The sequence below is a fragment of the Micromonospora sp. NPDC005087 genome (genome assembly GCF_042872965.1).
Lineage (GTDB): Bacteria > Actinomycetota > Actinomycetes > Mycobacteriales > Micromonosporaceae > Micromonospora.
Window position 1 is genome coordinate 647,747 of the sequence record NZ_JBIALB010000001.1, and the last position, 15,361, is coordinate 663,107.

General features: G+C 72.1%; 15 protein-coding genes. 10 read left to right on the forward strand and 5 right to left on the reverse strand.

Features of this window, described 5'->3' with window-relative positions:
* Positions 1 to 63: 63 nt before the first annotated feature.
* The gene (gene gcvP, locus ACFYPS_RS03030) at positions 64 to 2,886 is read left to right on the forward strand and encodes an aminomethyl-transferring glycine dehydrogenase (RefSeq protein ID WP_387322388.1); all 2,823 of its coding nucleotides are present in this window, start codon (positions 64 to 66) and stop codon (positions 2,884 to 2,886) included.
* A gap of 122 nt (positions 2,887 to 3,008) precedes the next feature.
* Here the strand turns inward: gcvP and ACFYPS_RS03035 are convergent, their stop codons facing one another.
* Complete coding sequence (locus ACFYPS_RS03035; protein WP_074310192.1) at positions 3,009 to 3,209, reverse strand: DUF5999 family protein; 201 nt, start codon at positions 3,207 to 3,209, stop codon at positions 3,009 to 3,011.
* Positions 3,210 to 3,332: 123 nt separating this feature from the next.
* On the opposite strand from ACFYPS_RS03035, the gene ACFYPS_RS03040 reads away from it, so the two are divergent.
* Together ACFYPS_RS03040 and def are read left to right on the forward strand one after the other, a co-directional pair.
* A complete protein-coding gene (locus ACFYPS_RS03040) occupies positions 3,333 to 4,526 on the forward strand; it encodes a chorismate-binding protein (RefSeq protein ID WP_387322390.1) in 1,194 nt (397 codons plus the stop codon).
* Positions 4,527 to 4,557: 31 nt separating this feature from the next.
* Positions 4,558 to 5,067, forward strand: a complete 510-nt coding sequence (gene def / locus ACFYPS_RS03045; protein WP_354968301.1) for a peptide deformylase — start codon at positions 4,558 to 4,560, stop codon at positions 5,065 to 5,067.
* On the opposite strand, the gene ACFYPS_RS03050 is transcribed toward def, so the two are convergent.
* Entirely contained in the window at positions 5,064 to 5,834 is a 771-nt protein-coding gene (locus tag ACFYPS_RS03050; protein WP_354968302.1) for a GNAT family N-acetyltransferase, read from the reverse strand. The genes def and ACFYPS_RS03050 overlap by 4 nt on opposite strands.
* A 10-nt stretch (positions 5,835 to 5,844) precedes the next feature.
* Complete coding sequence (locus tag ACFYPS_RS03055) at positions 5,845 to 6,618, reverse strand: TSUP family transporter (protein WP_354968303.1); 774 nt, start codon at positions 6,616 to 6,618, stop codon at positions 5,845 to 5,847.
* A gap of 195 nt (positions 6,619 to 6,813) precedes the next feature.
* Here ACFYPS_RS03055 and ACFYPS_RS03060 point away from each other — a divergent pair, with 195 nt between their 5' ends.
* The 5 genes from ACFYPS_RS03060 to ACFYPS_RS03080 all read left to right on the forward strand — a co-directional run bounded on the left by ACFYPS_RS03060 (position 6,814) and on the right by ACFYPS_RS03080 (position 12,245).
* A complete protein-coding gene (locus ACFYPS_RS03060) occupies positions 6,814 to 7,593 on the forward strand; it encodes an endonuclease/exonuclease/phosphatase family protein (RefSeq protein WP_354968304.1) in 780 nt (259 codons plus the stop codon).
* 98 nt (positions 7,594 to 7,691) lie between these two features.
* The gene (locus ACFYPS_RS03065; protein WP_354968305.1) at positions 7,692 to 8,492 is read left to right on the forward strand and encodes an alpha/beta hydrolase; all 801 of its coding nucleotides are present in this window, start codon (positions 7,692 to 7,694) and stop codon (positions 8,490 to 8,492) included.
* Positions 8,489 to 9,286 (forward strand): MBL fold metallo-hydrolase, encoded by a 798-nt coding sequence (locus ACFYPS_RS03070; protein WP_387322393.1) that lies wholly within the window; start codon positions 8,489 to 8,491, stop codon positions 9,284 to 9,286. Before ACFYPS_RS03065 ends, ACFYPS_RS03070 begins: the two co-directional genes overlap by 4 nt.
* Positions 9,287 to 9,403: 117 nt before the next feature.
* On the forward strand, positions 9,404 to 11,512 hold the full coding sequence (locus tag ACFYPS_RS03075) for a M14 family zinc carboxypeptidase (protein WP_387322395.1): 2,109 nt from the start codon (positions 9,404 to 9,406) through the stop codon (positions 11,510 to 11,512).
* A 97-nt stretch (positions 11,513 to 11,609) separates the two neighbouring features.
* Positions 11,610 to 12,245, forward strand: coding sequence for a fasciclin domain-containing protein (locus ACFYPS_RS03080; protein WP_387322397.1), 636 nt, complete (start codon positions 11,610 to 11,612; stop codon positions 12,243 to 12,245).
* A gap of 6 nt (positions 12,246 to 12,251) precedes the next feature.
* On the opposite strand, the gene ACFYPS_RS03085 is transcribed toward ACFYPS_RS03080, so the two are convergent.
* Positions 12,252 to 13,256: a tyrosine-type recombinase/integrase gene (locus ACFYPS_RS03085; protein WP_387322399.1), complete on the reverse strand. Its 1,005-nt coding sequence runs from the start codon at positions 13,254 to 13,256 to the stop codon at positions 12,252 to 12,254.
* Positions 13,257 to 13,309: 53 nt separating this feature from the next.
* Here ACFYPS_RS03085 and ACFYPS_RS03090 point away from each other — a divergent pair, with 53 nt between their 5' ends.
* Together ACFYPS_RS03090 and ACFYPS_RS03095 are read left to right on the forward strand one after the other, a co-directional pair.
* Positions 13,310 to 13,855, forward strand: a complete 546-nt coding sequence (locus ACFYPS_RS03090; RefSeq protein WP_387322401.1) for an AAA family ATPase — start codon at positions 13,310 to 13,312, stop codon at positions 13,853 to 13,855.
* A 203-nt stretch (positions 13,856 to 14,058) separates the two neighbouring features.
* Positions 14,059 to 14,613 (forward strand): hypothetical protein, encoded by a 555-nt coding sequence (locus ACFYPS_RS03095; protein ID WP_387322403.1) that lies wholly within the window; start codon positions 14,059 to 14,061, stop codon positions 14,611 to 14,613.
* A gap of 416 nt (positions 14,614 to 15,029) precedes the next feature.
* On the opposite strand, the gene ACFYPS_RS03100 is transcribed toward ACFYPS_RS03095, so the two are convergent.
* Positions 15,030 to 15,191, reverse strand: coding sequence for a hypothetical protein (locus ACFYPS_RS03100; protein WP_387322405.1), 162 nt, complete (start codon positions 15,189 to 15,191; stop codon positions 15,030 to 15,032).
* Positions 15,192 to 15,361 lie beyond the last annotated feature (170 nt).

Below are 15,361 nucleotides of genomic sequence, written 5' to 3' on the forward strand. Positions count from 1 at the left end.
AGCGCTGTGCGGGCGCGACAGAGGGGGAGGCCGATCCGTCGACCTCGTCCCGGGAGTGCCCCCATGACCGTTGAGCAGTTCGCCACCCGTCACATCGGTCCCGGCCCGGACGATGAGCGCCGGATGTTGGAGGTCGTCGGGCACGGCTCGATCGACGAGCTGATGGACGCCGCGATCCCCGAGGTGATCCGCTGGCACAGCACCCTGGACCTGCCGGACCCGGCCACGGAGGCCGAGACGATCGCCGAGCTGCGGGCCCTGGCGGCGCGCAACACCGTCGCCGTGTCGATGATCGGACTGGGCTACCACGGCACGCACACCCCGGCAGTGATCCGCCGCAACGTGCTGGAGGACCCGGCCTGGTACACGGCGTACACGCCGTACCAGCCGGAGATCAGCCAGGGCCGGCTCGAAGCGCTGCTGAACTTCCAGACCATGGTGACCGACCTGACCGGGTTGGCGACGGCTAACGCGTCGATGCTCGACGAGGGCACCGCCGCGGCGGAGGCGATGACCCTGGCCCGCCGCGCGTCGAAGAGCAAGAGCGCGGTGTACGTGGTCGACGCCGACGCGCTGCCGCAGACCATCGCGGTGATCAGCAGCCGGGCCGAGCCGCTCGGCATCGAGGTGCGGGTCCTCGACGTCGAGCGCGACGAGCTGCCCGGGGAGTTCTTCGGCCTACACCTGCAGTACCCGGGGGCGTCCGGCGCGGTACGCGATCACGTGGCGCTGGTCGAGGCCGCGCACGCCGCCGGCGCCCTGGTCACCGTCGCGGCGGACCTGCTGGCGTTGACGCTGCTGCGCGCGCCGGGGGAGATCGGCGCGGACATCGCCGCCGGCACCACCCAGCGTTTCGGCGTACCCATGGGCTTCGGTGGGCCGCACGCCGGTTACCTGGCGGTGCGCTCGGGCCTGGAGCGGATGCTGCCGGGCCGGCTGGTCGGGGTGTCCCGCGACGCGGACGGCAACCCCGCCTACCGGCTGGCGTTGCAGACCCGCGAGCAGCACATCCGGCGGGAGAAGGCGACCAGCAACATCTGCACCGCGCAGGTGCTGCTCGCGGTGATGGCCGGCATGTACGCCGTCTACCACGGCCCGGACGGGCTGCGGGACATCGCGACGCGTACCCATGACATGGCGGCGCGGTTGGCGGCCGGGCTGCGCGCCGGTGGCGTGGACGTCGCGGACGTCGCGTTCTTCGACACCGTCACCGCGACCGTGCCCGGGCGGGCCGGCGAGGTGGTGGCGGCCGCCGCCGAGCGTGGCGTCAACCTGCGGCTGGTCGACGCCGACCGGGTGGGTGTGTCGTGCGACGAGACGACCACCGTGGCGCACCTGGCGGCGGTGTGGGCGGCGTTCGGTGTGCCCACCTTCGACGGCGATGGCGTGGCGGCCCTGCCGGTCGAGTTTCACCGCACCAGCGACTTCCTCACCCACCCGGTGTTCCGCAGCCACCACTCGGAGACGGCGATGCTGCGCTACCTGCGCCGGCTGTCGGACTTCGACTACGCCCTGGACCGGGGCATGATCCCGCTCGGCTCGTGCACGATGAAGCTGAACGCGACCACCGAGATGGAGCCGGTCAGCTGGGCGGAGTTCGCGCACATCCACCCGTTCGCCCCGGACGCGCAGACCGCCGGGTACCGGGAGATGATCGGTCAGCTGGAGTCGTGGCTGGCCGAGGTGACCGGCTACGACGCGGTCAGCGTGCAACCCAACGCCGGCTCCCAGGGGGAGCTGGCCGGGCTGCTGGCCATCCGGGCGTTCCACCACAGCCGCGGCGAGGCGCACCGCGACGTGTGCCTGATCCCGTCGTCGGCGCACGGCACGAACGCGGCGTCGGCGGTGATGGCCGGCATGCGGGTGGTCGTGGTGGCCTGCGACGACGACGGCAACGTCGACCTGGTCGACCTGGACGCGAAGATCGACAAGCACCGGGAGGCGGTCGCCGCGATCATGGTGACGTACCCGTCGACGCACGGTGTGTACGAGACGGGCATCGCGTCGCTGTGCGCGAAGGTCCACGACGCCGGCGGGCAGGTGTACGTCGACGGGGCGAACCTCAACGCGCTCGTCGGGTTCGCCAAGCCGGGCAAGTTCGGCGCGGACGTGTCGCACCTGAACCTGCACAAGACGTTCTGCATCCCGCACGGCGGCGGCGGCCCGGGGGTGGGTCCGGTGGCGGTGCGGGCGCATCTGGCGCCGTTCCTGCCCGGTGACCCGCTGGGGGCGCACGCGGACGCGACGCCGGCGATCTCGGCGGCGAGGTACGGGTCGGCGGGGATCCTGCCGATCCCGTGGGCGTACCTGCGGATGATGGGCGCGGCCGGGCTGACCCGGGCGACCGGCGTCGCGGTCCTCGCGGCGAACTACGTGGCGGCGCGGCTGCGCGGGCACTTCCCGGTGCTGTACGCCGGCAACAAGGGCCTGGTGGCGCACGAGTGCATCCTGGACCTGCGGCCGCTGACGAAGGCGACCGGGGTGAGCGTGGACGACGTGGCGAAGCGGCTGATCGACTACGGGTTCCACGCGCCGACGATGTCGTTCCCGGTGGCCGGGACGCTGATGGTGGAGCCGACCGAGAGCGAGGACCTGGCCGAGTTGGACCGGTTCTGCGACGCGATGATCGCGATCCGGGCGGAGATCGAGCAGGTCGGGTCGGGGCAGTGGCCGGCGGGGGACAACCCCCTGGCGAACGCGCCGCACACCGCGGCGATGGTCAGCGGTGACGAGTGGGCGCACCCGTACCCACGGTCGGTGGGCGCGTACCCGGCCGGGGTGGACCGGGCCGGGAAGTACTGGCCGCCGGTGCGGCGCATCGACGGCGCGTACGGCGACCGGAACCTGGTCTGCTCGTGCCCGTCGCCGGAGGCCTTCGAGGACTGACGACGGGGTGCCGGGGCGGGCGGTGTGGCCGCCCCGGCAGCCGCGCCGACCTGGGCGGGGACGTCCCGTACCGGGGACTAGCCTGGGTCGACGGCGGCGATTCGGTGACGCTGAGTGGTCAATCAGGCCACGAGGGCGTGTCGGGCGGGGCCGCGGTGCGGGGCGATGCTGCTGCCGTCGGGGAGCAGCTCGCCGGTGTCCTCGAACACGATGACACCGTTGCAAAGCAGGCTCCAGCCCTGCTCAGGGAAGCAGGCGAGGACGCGGGCGGCTTCCCGGTCGATGGCTTCGGCGGAGGGGCAGGTCGGTTGGTGCTGGCACATCGGGTTCTCCGGACTGTGGGGGCACTGTGTCATGGTTCACATGACCAGTGACGCACAGTACCAAGCGAAAGTGTCCAGCATCGAGCAGGTGCCGGCCTGGTGCACGGGAAATCCACTGAACGGATGAGGAAGGTTGGGCCATACGGCGTGGAAACGCTCCCACAGGTGGTGGTCGATGCACCCGCGGCGCCACCCGGATGCCGGGGCGCGCTCGTCGAGCGCGCCCGCCTGCAATGGCGCCGCACCGACGGCGGCGACCCCGCCGCGCTCGCCGAGGAGTTCCTCGCCGCGCACGGCCTGGCGCTGCACGACCTGACCCGGCCCGCCCCCGCGCACCCGGCCACCGGCCCCTGCGGCGCCGCGCTCTACCTGTCCGCCGCCGCCGGAGCGCTGCTGGCCGGCGCCCCGGCCGAAGCGCCCGACCCCGCGCCCGCCCTGCCCGACCTCGCCGTGGTCGTCTACGACCACGGCGCCGCCCGGCCCACACCGCCCGGCCCGCCCGCGCCCTGGTGGCTCGACGAGTGGACCGAGAGCTGGACCCCACGCCAGCACGCCGACGCCGTCGACGCGGTCCGCGCCGCCATCGGCCGCGGCGACGTCTACCAGACCAACCTCGTCGGCCACGCCGCCGCCCGCTACACCGGCGACCCGCTGCCCGCCCTGAGCCGCCTCGGCGCGCTGCCCGGCGCCCGCTACGGCGGCGTGCTCACCGGCGACGGCTGGGCCATCGGCTGCGCCTCCCCGGAAACCCTCGTCGAGGTCACCGGCGGGCAGCTGACCACCAGACCCATCAAAGGCACCCGCCCCGCCACCGCCGCCGGCCGCGCCGAACTGCTCGCCAGCGCGAAGGAACGCGCCGAACACATCATGATCGTCGACCTGGAACGCAACGACCTGGCCCGCATCGCCCGCACCGGCAGCGTCCGCGTCGACGACCTGTTCGCCGTACGCCGCTGGTGCGACCTGTGGCAGGCCGAGTCCACCGTCCGCGCCACCCTCGCCGACGGCCTCGGCCTGGCCGACCTGCTGCGCGCCACCTGCCCCGGCGGCTCGGTCACCGGCGCGCCGAAACTCGCCGCCCTGACCCAGATCGACGCCCTCGAACCCGTCGGCCGGGGCGCCAGCATGGGCGCGCTCGGCTGGGTCGCCCCCGGCCGCGTCGACCTCGGCCTGACCATCCGCACCGCCGCCGCCGACGGCGAGCGGCTGCACACCTGGGCCGGCGGCGGCATCACCTGGGACAGCGACCCCACCGCCGAGGTCGCCGAGGCCGCCGCGAAGACCGCCCCGATCCGCGCCACCCTGGCCGGGCGCTGAACCCGCCGCGACCGGCGATACGCTGACCCGCATGACCATGCGGCCCATCCGGATCATCGGCGACCCCGTGCTGCGCACCCCGTGCGAGCCGGTCACCACCTTCGACGCCGACCTACGCGCCCTGGTCACCGACCTGATGGACACCCTGCTCGGCGCGCCCGGGCGGGCCGGCGTCGCCGCCCCGCAGATCGGGGTCAGCGCCCAGGTGTTCGTCTACGACGCCGACGGGCACCGCGGCCACCTGATCAACCCCACCCTGGAGCTGTCCGAGGAACCCCAGGACGACGAGGAGGGCTGCCTGTCCATCCCCGGCCTGTACTTCCCGACCCAGCGGGCCATGCACGCCACCGCCCACGGCGTCGACCAGCACGGCGAACCGCTGACCATCGCCGGCAGCGGCTTCCTCGCCCGCGCCCTGCAACACGAGGCCGACCACCTGCGCGGCACGCTCTACGTCGACACCCTGCGCGGAGACATCCGCCGCCGCGCCCTGCGCGAGATCCGCGCCGGCCGGTTCGACTCACCCAGCCGCCGCCGCTAACGGGCGGTCAACGTCCACTCGTCGTAGTCGGCGACCCAGCTGAACCCCACCCGCTCGTACAGCCGCACCGCGGCCACGTTGTCCGCCTTCACGTTCAGCGTCACGTGCTCGACGCTCTCGCGCAGCCGGGCGCACAGCGCCGCCACCACCGCCGCGCCCACACCCCGCCCCCGCCAGCGCGGATCGGTCGTGACGTTGCCCAACGCCGCCACCCGATAGGCCGGCGACCACACGTGCACCCCGGCCACCGCCCGCAGCTCACCGCCGTCGCGCACCCCCACGTACTGCCCGGTGTCCAGCATCCGCGGGTCAAACCAGTTCTCCGGGTACGCCCGCGCGTACAACCGGCGCAGCGGCGGCAGGTCCGCCGCGCCGAGCACCACGCCCGCCGGGCGCACCCGCACGAGACGGTCCGGGTCGGTCAACGCCATCCGGTGATGCCGGCCACCGGAATCGAGCCGGAAAGACCCGGCCAGCGCGTCGGCCAGCCCGGGGGACAGGTGCGCGTACAGCCGGGCCGGCAGCACCGGCGCCACCTCGGCCAGCAACGCCGCCAGCGCCCAGGTGTCCGCCGGCGCCGCGAACGCCAGCAGCGTCGGCGGGTCCACCCCGTGATACAGCAACACGACCTGCTCACCCCGGCGGAACCACGAGGTGTACGGCCAGAAGAAGTCGTCCAGGTCACCCAACTGGTAGGCGTGCAGCACCGGATCACGCCCCAGCAGCTCCGCCAGGACGGCCCGGTCGTGCTCCGCGCGAACCGGCATCAGCGCCGACTCACCGGGCCAGCCACTGGTCGTAACCGAGCTTGGCGACCAACGCCACCACCACCACCAGCAGCACCACCCGCACGAACCCCGACCCGCGGCGCAACGCCATCCGCGCCCCCAGCACCGCGCCGGCGATGTTGCACACCGCCATCCCCGCGCCCAGCAGCCACCACACGTGCCCTGTCACCCCGAACACCACCAGCGCACCCAGGTTCGTGCCCGCGTTGACGACCTTCGCCATCGCCGAGCCGTGCACGAAGTCCGCGCCCACCAACGCGGTGAACGCCAGCACCAGGAACGTGCCGGTGCCCGGACCGATCAACCCGTCGTACAGAGCGATCCCCACCCCGGCCACCGCGATCACCACCGCCACCCGCACCGGGGTCCGCCGCTGCGGTACCGCCACCACCCCCAGCCGGGGCCGCAGCAGCACGAACACCGCCACCGCCACCAGCACCACCAGCACCACCGGCCGGTACGCCGACGCCGGCACCGCACCGGCCAACGCCGCGCCCACCCCGGCGGTGAGCACCGCCAGCGCCGCCGCCGGCCCCGCCACCCGCCAGTCGACCTTCGTGCGTCGGGCGTACGTCGTCGCCGCGGTGGCCGTGCCGAAGATCGCGGCCAGCTTGTTGGTGCCCAGCGCGGTGGCCACCGGCAGCCCGGGCGCGGCCACCAGCAACGCCGGCAACAGCAGCAGGCCACCACCGCCGACCACGGCGTCGACCCAGCCGGCCAGGGCCGCGGCGGCCAGAAGGGTGCTCAGCGATACGGCGTCCACGGGCGGCAATTCTTCCCACCCCGACCCGCCCGGCCCGTACCGAAGTGGCCAGCCTCACTCGCGCCCCCGCACGTCACCGACCCCGCGCCCGCCGCAACCACACCCCCAACGCGCCCACCGCCACGAACACCAGCACCGAACACAGCAGCAGTTTCACCACCCGGCAACCCTGCCACGGGGACGTAGGGTGCAGGGGTGCGCCTGGCCACCTTCAACGTGCTGCACGGACGATCCCTGACCGACGGGCTCGTCGACCCGGACCGACTCGCCGCCGCCGTGCGCGCCCTCGACGCCGACGTGCTGGCCCTGCAGGAGGTCGACCGCGACCAGAGCCGCAGCGGCAACCTCGACCTCACCGCCATCGCCGCCCGCGCCCTCGACGCACCCCACCACCGCTTCGCCGCCGCCGTCGTCGGCACCCCCGGCGAACAGTTCCGGCCCCTGCGCCACGACGACGACGGCCACGGCGAACCCTGCTACGGCATCGGCCTGATCAGCCGCCACCCCGTCCGCAGCTGGCAGGTCACCCGACTCAAGCCCGCACCCGTACGCTCCCCGGTCTACGTGCCCGGCCCCGGTGGCGGCCTCGTCCTGCTGCACGACGAACCCCGCGTCGTGCTCGCCGCCGTCCTGGACACCCCGCACGGGCCGCTCACCGTCGCCGCGACCCACCTGTCCTTCGTCCCCGGCTGGAACGCCCGCCAACTCCGGCAGACCATCCGCGCCCTGCGGGCGCTGCCCTCGCCCCGCGTCCTGCTCGGCGATCTCAACCTGCCCGCCGGCGCGGCCCGGCTCCTCTCCGGCTGGCGCCCCCTGGGTCGCCGCCCCACCTACCCCGCCGGGCAACCCCGCGTCCAACTCGACCACATCCTCGCCGACCGGCACGCCCTCGAGCAGCTCCCACCGGTACGCGCGGTCACCACTCCGCTGTCCGCCATCTCCGACCACCGACCCCTGCTGGTCGACCTCGGCTGAGAATCGACTGCCATCGTGGGTCACGAATGTCTAGGGTGGGCTCACCGACAGCACCGCCGTTCCGCCAACTCCGCCCCCGACGTCCATCGGAGCTGACCATGAGCGACACGCCGGACACCATCGTGCTCATCCACGGATTCTGGGTCACCCCGCGCAGCTGGGAAAACTGGGTCACCCACTACCAGGACAAGGGCTTCCGGGTGCTCACCCCGGCATACCCCGGCCTGGAAGCCGAGGTCGAGGCCCTCAACGCCGACCCGAGCCCACTGGAGACGCTGACCGCGCCGCAGATCATCGAGCACCTGTCCACGGTCGTCGAGGCGCTGCCCAGACCACCCATCATCATGGGCCACTCGGCCGGCGGCGCGTTCACCCAGGTGCTGCTCAGCCGGGGGTACGGCACCTCGGCGGTCACGCTCAACTCGGCGCCCACCGAAGGCGTCAAGGTGATCCCGTTCTCGCAGCTACGCTCCACCTTCCCGGTGCTGAGGAACCCGGCGAACCGACACCGGGCCGTCGGGTTCACCTTCGAGCAGTGGCACTACGCGTTCACCAACACCTTCGACGAGCACGAGTCGCGGGCGCTGTACGAGCGCTACGCCATCCCCGCCTCCGGCGGCATCCTCTGGGACAGCGTGCTGGCCAACCTGCTGCCCGGCCCGCAGGACATCGCCGTCGACTACCACAACGACCAGCGCGCGCCACTGCTGTTCATCTCCGGCTCAAAGGACCACATCATGCCGCCGAGCGTGCAGCGCTCCAACGCCGCGCACTACCAGGGCGACACGGTCACCGAGGTCAAGCTCTACGACGGGTACGCGCACCTGCTCCCCGCCCAGCAGGGCTGGCAGGACATCGCCGACCACGCCCTCGACTGGGCGCTGCGGCACGCCCGGTGAACACCGAGCCGCTGCGGATCACCCACATCGGCGGCCCCACCACGCTGATCGAGGTCGGCGGCTGGCGGCTGCTCACCGACCCGACCTTCGACCCACCCGGACGGCGCTACACCTTCGGCTGGGGCACCTCCTCCCGCAAGACCACCGGCCCGGCCATCCCCGCCGCCGACCTCGGCCCGATCGACGCGGTGCTGCTCACCCACGACCACCACGGCGACAACCTCGACGACGCCGGCCGCGCACTGCTGACCGACGTGGACACCGTGCTCACCACCACATCCGGGGCGCGCCGGCTCGGCCACGACGCCCACGGCCTGCGCGCCTGGGAAACGACCCGGCTCGAACACCCCGGACGCCCGACGATCGAGGTGACCGCGACGCCGTGCCGGCACGGCCCACCGCTGAGCACCCCGATCGTCGGCGACGTCGTCGGCTTCGCCCTGCGCTGGGCGGGGCAACAGCACGGCGCGCTGTGGATCACCGGCGACACGGTGCTGCACCGCGGCGTACGCCACGTCGTCACCCGCATCCCTGTCGGCACCGTGCTGCTGCACCTAGGCGGGGTGCGGTTCCCCAGCACCGGTCCGCTGCGCTACTCGATGACAGCCCGACGCGCGGCGCAGCTGTGCGCCGCACTCCGACCGCAGACCGCAATCCCGGTGCACTACGAGGGCTGGCAGCACTTCCAGGAGCCACGCGACGTGATCGAGCGGGCGTTCGCCGCCGCCCCGCCCGCCGTCCGCGACAGCATCCGCTGGCTGCCACTCGGGCAGCCCACCACCATCAGCGCGTAGCAACGGCCGCCGGGGGAGAGGGAGCCCTGTCGCAAGATTCCCTCAAGATCATTGCATCGACGACCTCCGACGATCATGCTGGTCGAATCGCGCCACGATCAACTAGTCGGAGGCCACATGAGACGCCAGCGACCCACCGTCCTCGCCATCTCCACACTCCTCGCCATCACCCTCACCGCCGCACCCACCCCCGCCAACGCCCAGAGCGCGGCAGAACCCAACCAGGTCGCCAACCTCACCGTCCGCCAGGCCGACGGGTACGCCACCCTCGCCTGGCAACCCGTCGACGGCGCCACCGACTACCAGATCGAACGCACCGCCGTCGACGCCAACGGCACCCCCACCGGCGCACCCACCATCGTCGGCATCTGGCGCCCCAACCGCCAGATCAACCAACAGGCACCCACCTTCGCCGACGCCGGCTTCAACCCCGGCGACACGTTCCAATGGCGGGTACGCGCTCGCGCCGGCACCACCGAACAGCCCTACTCCGACCCGATCGTCGCCACCACCACCGCACCCTGGGGCAACCTCGGCACTCCGGGCGAGCAACTGCGCACCCAGTGGGAGACCGCCCACGCCGCGCAGTACACCAGCGACACCGACGAGTACGCCTACACGGCCGCCATCGACGCCCTCAGCGACCGCGTCCGCGTCGTCGAGCTCGGCCGCACCGTCCAGAACCGACCGATCAACATGCTGGTCATCGGTTCCCCCACCCCGGCCGCCACCCCGGAGGCCGTCGCCGCCACCGCACCCGTGGCCATCAACTGCAACGTGCACGGCAACGAACCGGGCGACCGCGAAGCCTGCCTCATCATGGCCCGGCAACTCGCGTTCAGCACCGACCCCCGCATCACGGACCTGCTCAGCCACACCACCGTCCTGATCGTCCCCACCATCAACGGCGACGGCCGGGCCGCCAACACCCGCGGCAACTCCACCGGCCAGGACCTCAACCGTGACTACTCTCTGATCCGCCAGCCGGAGACCGCCGCGTACATCAAGATGGTCCGCGACTACCGACCCGTCGCCGGCTACGACGGCCACGAGTTCGGCAACTCCCGCGCAGGCGACCTGCCGATGCTGCCGCCCCGACACCAGAACGTCGCCCAACCCGTCTTCGACCAGTCCCAGGACATGATCGAAGGACACATGTACGCCAAGGGCGCCGAAGCCGGCTGGTGGGCCTGCCCCTACGGCTGCGAAGGCGGCGGCAACGTCGGCCTCAGCGAGGAAACCATCCTGCGCAACACCCTCGGCCTCAAGAACGTCGCCAACTCCCTGCTGGAACTGCGCAGCTCCGGCGGACAGACCCGACCCGACGAGGGCAACACCGCCAACAACCGGCGCCGCAAGACCTACTCGGCCCTGTGGACCTTCCACCAGTTCCTGGACTACCACCGCGCCGACCGAGGCGACATCCTCACCTCCCGCGCCGAGTCCATCGAAATCCAGGCCGCCAACACCGGCCGCCTCGTCTTCCGCGGCTCCCGACCGATCCCCGCCCACCCCGCCCCGCACCCCGGCGACAGCCCCCCGCCGCTGGACGCACCCCGCGCCGACCTCATCCTCGACAACGCCCCGTGCGCCTACAAGCTCACCGACGAGCAGTACAACGGCGCACGCACCGACGGACCAGGCGGTGTGGGCACCACCGTCGCGCAGCGCATCGCCGCACACGGGTGGAAGGTCATCAAGACCAGTGACGGCTACTACGTACCTCTCAACCAGCCCGAACGCGGCCTCATCCCGCTGCTGCTCGACACCAAGGGCGTGGAGAAGCTGACCGACGGCGAACGCGTCTACCCCACCCTCACCGGCCGACGCAACGGACCACTGGTCGTCTCCGGCTTCACCTGCGCCGCCGACGCCACCATCAGCGGCCCGGTCACCGTCCGGGCGGGCGCCGCACTCGTCGCGACCGGAACCACCATCAGTGGGCCGGTCAGCGCCACCCGCGCCGCCGGCGTCCTCCTCGCCGACAGCACCATCAACGGCCCGGTCCAGATCACGAACACCACCGACGCGATCTCCATCATCGACGTCACGATCGCCGGCCCGGTCAGCCTGTCCGGCAACACCACCGGCACCGACGCACCCCTGCTGGCCGGCAACACCATCCGCGGCCCGCTCAGCTGCACCGCGAACAGTCCCGCCCCGACCAACCTCGGCGTGACCAACACCGTGCACGGTCCGCGCACCACCCAGTGCGCGGCACTGTGACCGGCAGCTAGTCGAGCCGGCGCGCCGGCGGTGCGGGCACCACGCCCGTACCGCCGGCGCACCCCACCCACCGACCCCCCGACCCGTGGAGCCCGCCGTGTCGAACCCGTCCCGCGCTCTCCGCCTCCTCGTACCGGCCCTGCTGCTGGCCACCGCCGCCTGCACCGCCACCTCCACAACGGACGCGCGACCACCGAGCAACACCAGCGCACCCCAGGTCACCGGACCACTCTGCGCCGCCCTGCCCACCGGCACCGACCCCGGAAACCCGACCTTCCTCGCCGGCCAACCCGTCGACCAGGCACTCCGGTGGATCCCCACCCTCACCACGTTCGAGGCGGCCCTGCGCACCAGCGGCGCCCTCACCGACCTGCCCACCGGCACCGGCGTCACCATCCTGGCGCCCTCCGACGACGCCTTCGCCGCCAAGTTCTCCGAGGAAAACTGGGACGACCTGATGACCCGCCACACCGACCAACTGCGTACCCTGCTCAAGGCACACCTGATCGCCGGAACCCACCCCATCGAGGAGCTGGTGACCGCCGGCACCGCCACCACCCTCGACGGCGCCACCGTCACCCTCACCCGCACCGCAACCACCGCCCGCCTCGACGACCGGGCCGACGCCGTGTGCGCCGACTACCAGGCCACCAACGCGCGCATCCACATCATCAACGCGGTACTCGGCCCACTGCCCACCACCGCCGACGACACCGACCAGCGGGCCCACTGACCCCGCTCACCGCGCCCGGTCCGCCGGCCCCAGGGCGGCCAGCGCCCGGTTGGTGCGGTTGGCCCGCACCGCGTCGCGCTGCTGATCGGCCGTCACCTCGATGTACGTCTGCGACGACGCCAACGACGCGTGCCCCAGCAACCGCATGATCTCCGCCGCGCTCGCCCCGTCCTCGGCCAGCCGCGTCGCGAACGTGTGCCGCAACGCGTGCAACCGCGCACCACGCGGCACCCGGTCACCGATGCCCGCCCGCCGGTAACACGACTCCACCAGATACTGGAGTCCACCACGACGCAGCGGCTCGCCCCGCCGGTCCACCAGCAACGCCGAGTCCGGGCGTACCGACCGCGACCCGAAGCGCCGCGCCCGACTGTCCAGGTAGTCCACCAGCACCCGGTCCAGATCCGCCTCGATCGGCACCACCCGGGGCCGCCCACCCTTGCCGACCACCTCGACCCGCCGTTCACCAGGCCGACCCGCCAGCGAGCCGACCCGCAGCGCCAGCAGCTCCGACAGCCGCAGCCCCGCGCAGAGCGCCACCGCCAGCACCGCCACGTCCCGCTCCGGCCACGGGTCACGCTGCCGGCCGTCGTCACGCGCGGCCGAGGCGAGCAGCAGCTCGGGGGTGTCCGCCCCGCGCAGCGGCTTGGGCTGGGGGAGCAGGGCCCGCGGCCGGCCGACCGCCGGCATCGGATTGCCCGCCACCACCCCGTCCGCCACGAGGAACGTGAAGAAACTGTTCCAGGTGGACCAGGCCCGGTGCACCGACGCGGGCGCCCGGGGCGCGGCGAAACGGGCGAACGCCGCCCGCATCACCCGGGGGGAGAGATCGGTGATCGACAGCGAATCACGGGGGAGGGGAGTGGTGACGTCCTCGCCGATCAGGGCGGCCACCGCGTGCAGGTCCCGCCGGTACGCCGCGAGGGTGTGGGGGGAGGGCTTGCGGGTCGCGCGGGCGGTCAGGAACTCCTCGATCAGCACATCAAGCGATTCGTCCTGTTTGTCATGCATAAGAGATATTATGCAGCTTTTTCGCGTTCACCGGCAAGGGAGAGGGGGAGTAGATGCCAGAACCCCGGCGGTACGTCCTGACCGGAGCACCCGGCGCCGGCAAGACCACCCTGATCGAGGCGCTACGCCACAGGGGACACGTCACCGTACGAGAGGCCGCCACCGACGTCATCACCCAGCGGCAGGCGCAGGGGCACGCTGAGCCGTGGCGCGAGCCCAGCTTCGTCGACGCCGTCGCCCAACTCCAGCGCCACCGGCAAACCAGCTCACACGGCCCGGTGCAGCTCTACGACCGATCACCGTTGTGCACGCTGGCGCTGGCCCGACACCTGGGGCGACCCATCGGCCCGGCGCTCGCCAGCGAGTTGAACCGGATCGTTCGCGAGCGGACCTACCAGCGGCCGGTGTTCCTGATCGGCCCGCTGGGCTTCATCCGAAACACGCCCGCGCGCCGGATCAGCTACGCCGAGGCGCTGGCCTTCGCCCACCTGCACCAGGAGGTGTACGAGGAGCACGGGCACCGGGTGGTTGACGTGCCGGCCGGACCGGTGCGAGAACGGTTGGCGCTGATCGAGGAGCACGTATCGTTCGCGGCATGACGTTGCCGGTCGCCACCTGCCCAGACTGTGGTCGACCCGGCATGCCGATCGTGTACAAGGAGCCTGACGGTCCAACAGACTGGGTCTGCCCCGAGGGACACGAGTGGCGGGTGACCGACCGACCCGGGTGGGCTCCATGGGCATCACCAACCGCTGTAGCCGCAAGCCGCGATGCGGGTGACGCACCGTCCTGGACGGACCCCATGGGCGTCAAGGACCGGCGGAGCTGGCGGATCGGCACGGCCAGCGACGTCGCCTGGCTCGCCGGCCACACCACACCCGGCGGCCTGTCTGTCACCACCGCGATCCCACCGGTGTTCGACGCGTACGCCACCTTCCACCCGCCCGCGAACGTCAGTCTCGACGCCCACGAGCACGCCGTCGTCAACGAGCTGGCGGCGTGCACCCCGGACCAGCCCTGGTGGCTGGGCTTTCTCGACACCGGCGCCCACGACATCGTCTTCCCGGGCGCTCCGAAGGTGTCCATCTACTGGGGGTGGTCCTACGTGCTGGTCGAAGCCGGACCCGAACAGGCCCTTACTTGGCGGACCGGCCACATGCGCGGCGACGGGCCGCTGCCCGACCTGTTCTTCCCGGCGGATCACTCCTGGCTCGTCTCCGCCCTCTGGGACGACACCTGGACCGACATCGGCGGCAGTGCCGTTGTGCTTGCGGGCCTGCAGCGCAATCCGTTGGTCAACGCCCGCCTCGTGCGACCCGACGAGGACGCGCTTCCGCCAGGACTGACGCGCGACTGACCTACGGCAGGGGGTCGCCAGATCGCACTACTTTACATAATGTGCATTATCGAATCTGCGACTGGCGCGTGGTCAGCGGCGGTATCAGCTCTCGTCCTGAGCCAGCTGTCGTTTCTCACTTGACCTGGGCCATTCTCAATAACTTGGGCCATCTCTCGAGTCTTCTCATTAAGTTGGGCCACCGAAGCTGCATCCGGCCCTGCCCCCTGCACCTTCCGTGGCGGCGTGACGATTCGGCTGCACGCGCGGTGCGGGGTGTGCTCCGCGCTGTCGTCGACCGGAATCGTGTCTAGCGTGCCGACGACGCGCGGCTTACGCGCGGGATGCGGGTCACCCGTGCCGACGCCTCGGGGTTGTTGATGGTCCCCCACCGCCGGTCGGCCTTGTACATCGTCTCCTGCACGGCATCCTTGGCGTCAGCCTCCGACGCCTAGCCGTTGAGTTCCTTGCGCGCCCAGTCGCGGCGCCTCGGAACCGGTCTCGGCGCCGAGGAGAAGGCACTTACGCAGCAGCCCGGCAAGCGGCTCGGATTCGTCGAGCATGCGCTCGCGGAGCGAGCGCAGCAGGGTATCGGTCATGGATCGGGCCCCAGAGCAGGGCCCCGACAACCGGCGGGATCGAGTGTGTGACGTGCCGTGTCTAGCGCCGGACTTGACCGTGGTGATGAGCGGGCAGTAGTGCTGGTGCCTGTGGGAGCTGCTGTCTTTGGCTCTGCTGGTTGTTCCCGCAGTTCGTGTCGTCGGCGGTG

Bases quoted from the DNA above. Each gene is read 5' to 3' on its own strand.
- ACFYPS_RS03065 (WP_354968305.1), top strand. From the start codon at position 7,692: ATGAGCGACACGCCGGACACCATCGTGCTCATCCACGGATTCTGGGTC.
- ACFYPS_RS03040 (WP_387322390.1), top strand. From the start codon at position 3,333: ATGAGGAAGGTTGGGCCATACGGCGTGGAAACGCTCCCACAGGTGGTG.
- ACFYPS_RS03100 (WP_387322405.1), bottom strand. From the start codon at position 15,191: ATGACCGATACCCTGCTGCGCTCGCTCCGCGAGCGCATGCTCGACGAA.
- ACFYPS_RS03075 (WP_387322395.1), top strand. From the start codon at position 9,404: ATGAGACGCCAGCGACCCACCGTCCTCGCCATCTCCACACTCCTCGCC.
- ACFYPS_RS03035 (WP_074310192.1), bottom strand. From the start codon at position 3,209: ATGTGCCAGCACCAACCGACCTGCCCCTCCGCCGAAGCCATCGACCGG.
- gcvP (WP_387322388.1), top strand. From the start codon at position 64: ATGACCGTTGAGCAGTTCGCCACCCGTCACATCGGTCCCGGCCCGGAC.
- def (WP_354968301.1), top strand. From the start codon at position 4,558: ATGACCATGCGGCCCATCCGGATCATCGGCGACCCCGTGCTGCGCACC.
- ACFYPS_RS03090 (WP_387322401.1), top strand. From the start codon at position 13,310: ATGCCAGAACCCCGGCGGTACGTCCTGACCGGAGCACCCGGCGCCGGC.
- ACFYPS_RS03085 (WP_387322399.1), bottom strand. From the start codon at position 13,256: ATGCATGACAAACAGGACGAATCGCTTGATGTGCTGATCGAGGAGTTC.
- ACFYPS_RS03095 (WP_387322403.1), top strand. From the start codon at position 14,059: ATGGGCGTCAAGGACCGGCGGAGCTGGCGGATCGGCACGGCCAGCGAC.
- ACFYPS_RS03050 (WP_354968302.1), bottom strand. From the start codon at position 5,834: ATGCCGGTTCGCGCGGAGCACGACCGGGCCGTCCTGGCGGAGCTGCTG.